The 3,119-nt window shown below is 73.4% G+C and carries 2 protein-coding genes; one reads left to right on the forward strand and one right to left on the reverse strand.

Annotation, left to right across the window (positions count from 1 at the left end; genetic code table 11):
- Window positions 1–957: AAA family ATPase (locus E1300_RS48680; RefSeq protein ID WP_165503345.1), on the reverse strand; the 957-nt coding region annotated here is incomplete at its 3' end.
- Between the two features lie 253 nt (window positions 958–1,210).
- On the opposite strand from E1300_RS48680, the gene E1300_RS48685 reads away from it, so the two are divergent.
- Window positions 1,211–3,079 (forward strand): multicopper oxidase family protein, encoded by a 1,869-nt coding sequence (locus E1300_RS48685; protein ID WP_131764033.1) that lies wholly within the window; start codon window positions 1,211–1,213, stop codon window positions 3,077–3,079.
- The last annotated feature ends 40 nt before the right edge of the window (window positions 3,080–3,119 follow it).

Raw genomic sequence — 3,119 nt, forward strand, 5'->3', positions numbered from 1 at the left:
GACCCCGTGCCGGGCGCCGAGCGCGTCGAGCGCCCGCCCGGCCGCCTCGGGCGCCAGCGACACCAGCCGCAGCAGCTCGTCCGGGCCGGCCTCCTCGCCCAGGATCGCCAGCGCCCGCGCCACCGCGAGCGTCGCGGGATCGCCCCGGTGCAGGCAGCCGAGCAGGGCCAGCCCGTACCCGTCGGCGCGGGGGCCGCCGCCGACGCGGACGTCCTCGGCCAGCGCGTCCAGCAGGAGCGGGTTGCCGCCGCTGAGCGCGTACAGGTCGAGGTCCAGGCCCGTGCCGTGATCCGGGACGGCGCCGAGCAGGTCCGCCGCCATGCGGGCGGTCCCGGCGGGGGAGAGCGGCCCCACCCGCAGCCGGTGCAGCTCCGGCCGCCGGGACAGCTCGGCGAGGAACGTGAGGTGCCGCGGCCGCGGCGCCGCCTCGTCCGCGAGCACGACCAGCACGCGCGCCGAGCCGAGCCGCCGGACCAGGTGGAGCAGGAAGTGCAGGGACGGCACGTCCGCGTGGCGGAGGTCGTCCACGGTGATCAGCAGGGGTTCGCGCTCGGCGAGCTCCAGCAGCGTCAGCGACAGCTCGTGGTGCGTCCGCACGGTCTCCGGGGACGCGGGATCGAACTCCGGGCCGCCCGCGGCGCCGGCGAGGTCCGCCGGGAGGCGGCGCGGCGGACCGCCCGGGGCGTCCGGACCGTCCGGGCCGTCGCGCAGCGGGACGCCGCGCAGGAGCTGCCCGGCGACGCCGTAGCCCAGCGCCCGCTCGGTCAGCGAGCAGGAGGCGCGCAGGCAGCGGAACCCCGACTCCTCGGCCCGCTCGGCGAGGTCCCGCAGCAGCGCGGTCCGTCCGGTGCCGATCGGCCCCTCCAGGAGCGCCACCCGGCCACGACCCGACAGGCACTCCTTGAGCAGGGCGTCGAGTTGCAGGACTTGTTCGTCTCGTTCGACCAGTGCGACCACGGGTTCGATGATCGAAGACCGTCGCCCACTGCCCGGCAATCGCGCGCCTATCGTGTCCCGCCACCCGGCCGCTGACGTCGGCGGGCGCGCTCGCGGCGACCACCCGTGACCCGTTCCGCTTTCCATTGTCGGACCCGCGGTAAACCCGACGGTCCGCCGCGGAACCCCCTGTTTCGCGACCGGGCGATTGAGGCGCGGGGGACGGCGGGCGAAGGATCGGCTCCGCTGTCCGATGCCGCGGAGGAGTCCCCCCATGCCCAGTCGCCGCCAGTTCATCGCCGGATCGGCCGCCGGTATCGGCGTGGCCGCCGTCACCGCCCAGGCGAACGTGACCGCGTTCGCGACCGCGTCCCGGACCTTCCGCGCCGCGCCCACCGGCCTCACCAAGTTCGCCGACCCGCTGCCCGTCCCGAAGGTGCTGAAACCCGACACCACGCTCACGATCCGGCAGCGGGCCGCCACGGTGAAGCTGCACTCGCAGCTGCCCTCGACGCCCGTCTGGGCGTACGAGGGCGCCTTCCCCGGGCCCGTCATCGACGTCCGGCGCGGCCAGCGGATCAAGGTGAGCTGGCTCAACCGGATCGAGGGGAAGTTCCCGGTGACCGCGGTCGCCGTCCCCTTCACCGGGCTCGACTCGATCCTCAGCCCGGGGCGCGGCGACGCCGAACCGATCAAGGACGTCGCCGACCTCGCGCCCTGGGTGGTCACCCACCTGCACGGCGGCGAGATCAGCGGCGACAGCGACGGCTGGCCCAAGAACGGCATCTCGTTCGGCCAGGGCCAGGCCACCGAGTACCCGAACGACCAGCGCGCGGCGACCCTCTGGTACCACGACCACGCGATGGACATCACGGCCTACAACGTCTTCGCCGGGCTGTCGGGCCTGTACCTCGTCCGCGACAAGGAGGAGGACGCGCTGAAGCTGCCGTCCGGCGCGTACGAGATCCCGCTCGTCATCGCCGACCGCAACCTCGACACCGACGCGTCCGGGAACTTCACCGGGCGGCTGCTGCACAAGGTCGGCTACTACGACCTCGGCGACGTCCGCGTGTCCCTCCCGTTCGCCGGCCCGTACAACCTGGCGAACGGCGTCATCTGGCCGCACCTGGACGTCGAGCCCCGCTGGTACCGGTTCCGCCTGCTCAACGGCGCCAACGCGCGCACCTACACGCTGGAGTTGCGCAAGGAGAACACCGACGGCACCAGCTCGCCGGTCACCGGCGCGATCGTCCAGATCGGCACCGAGCAGGGCTTCCTCGGCGCGCCCGTCAAGCAGGACCGGCTCACCCTCTCCCCGGCGGAGCGCGCCGACGTGCTGATCAACTTCGCCGCCTTCAAGGGCGCGCGGCTCCAGCTGTCCAACACCGACACCGTGACCTCGCCGCTCGGCCCGGAGATCCTCCAGTTCCGGGTGGGCGGCACCGCCGTGACGGACACCTTCGCGCTGCCCGCCAAGGTGTCGCCGACCTACTCCCGGCTGACCCCCGCGTCCGTCCCGTCCGGCTACACCGAGCGGTACGTCGCGACCGCCACCCACGACGGCACGACCAGCGGGAGCCCCCAGATGTGGGAGCTGGCGAAGGTCGCCGCCGGGTACGTCCCGCAGAAGGGCGACCGCATCGTCAAGATCGTCAAGAACGGGACGACGACCACGTACCGGAAGGTGGCGAGCACCTTCGACGAGGCCGTCACCTTCCAGGTCGCCCTCGACGGGTGGGAGGTCTGGAACTTCATCCACCTCGCCGGGCCGAACCACCCGACGCACATCCACCTGGTGTCGTTCCAGGCGCTGGCCCGCGACACCTACACCGTCGCGGTCGTCTCCGACACGGCCAACGACGTGTTCACCTACACCGCCACCTACAGCGCCCCCAAGGGCCTCGGCTCGGACGAGCTCGGCTGGAAGGACACCATCCGCATCGACGAGCACGACCACGTGTCGGTCGCGGGCCGGTTCCACGGCGGCACGGGCAACTACGTGTACCACTGCCACATCCTCGAACACGAGGACCACGGCATGATGCGGCCGTTCGTCGTCGCGCCGAAGACCGTCCAGACGACGATGGCGACCCGGATGGCGGGCGGCGGCGGCCGGAAGGCGGGCGGCCACCACCACGGCTGAGCACCCGGCGGGCCGGCCGCCAACGCCGGCCCGCCGCGCC

The sequence above is a fragment of the Actinomadura fibrosa genome, assembly GCF_900659615.1.
Classification (GTDB): domain Bacteria; phylum Actinomycetota; class Actinomycetes; order Streptosporangiales; family Streptosporangiaceae; genus Spirillospora; species Spirillospora fibrosa.

Excerpts from the sequence above, each read along its gene's own strand:
- E1300_RS48685 (WP_131764033.1), top strand. The coding sequence starts at position 1,211 with ATGCCCAGTCGCCGCCAGTTCATCGCCGGATCGGCCGCCGGTATCGGC.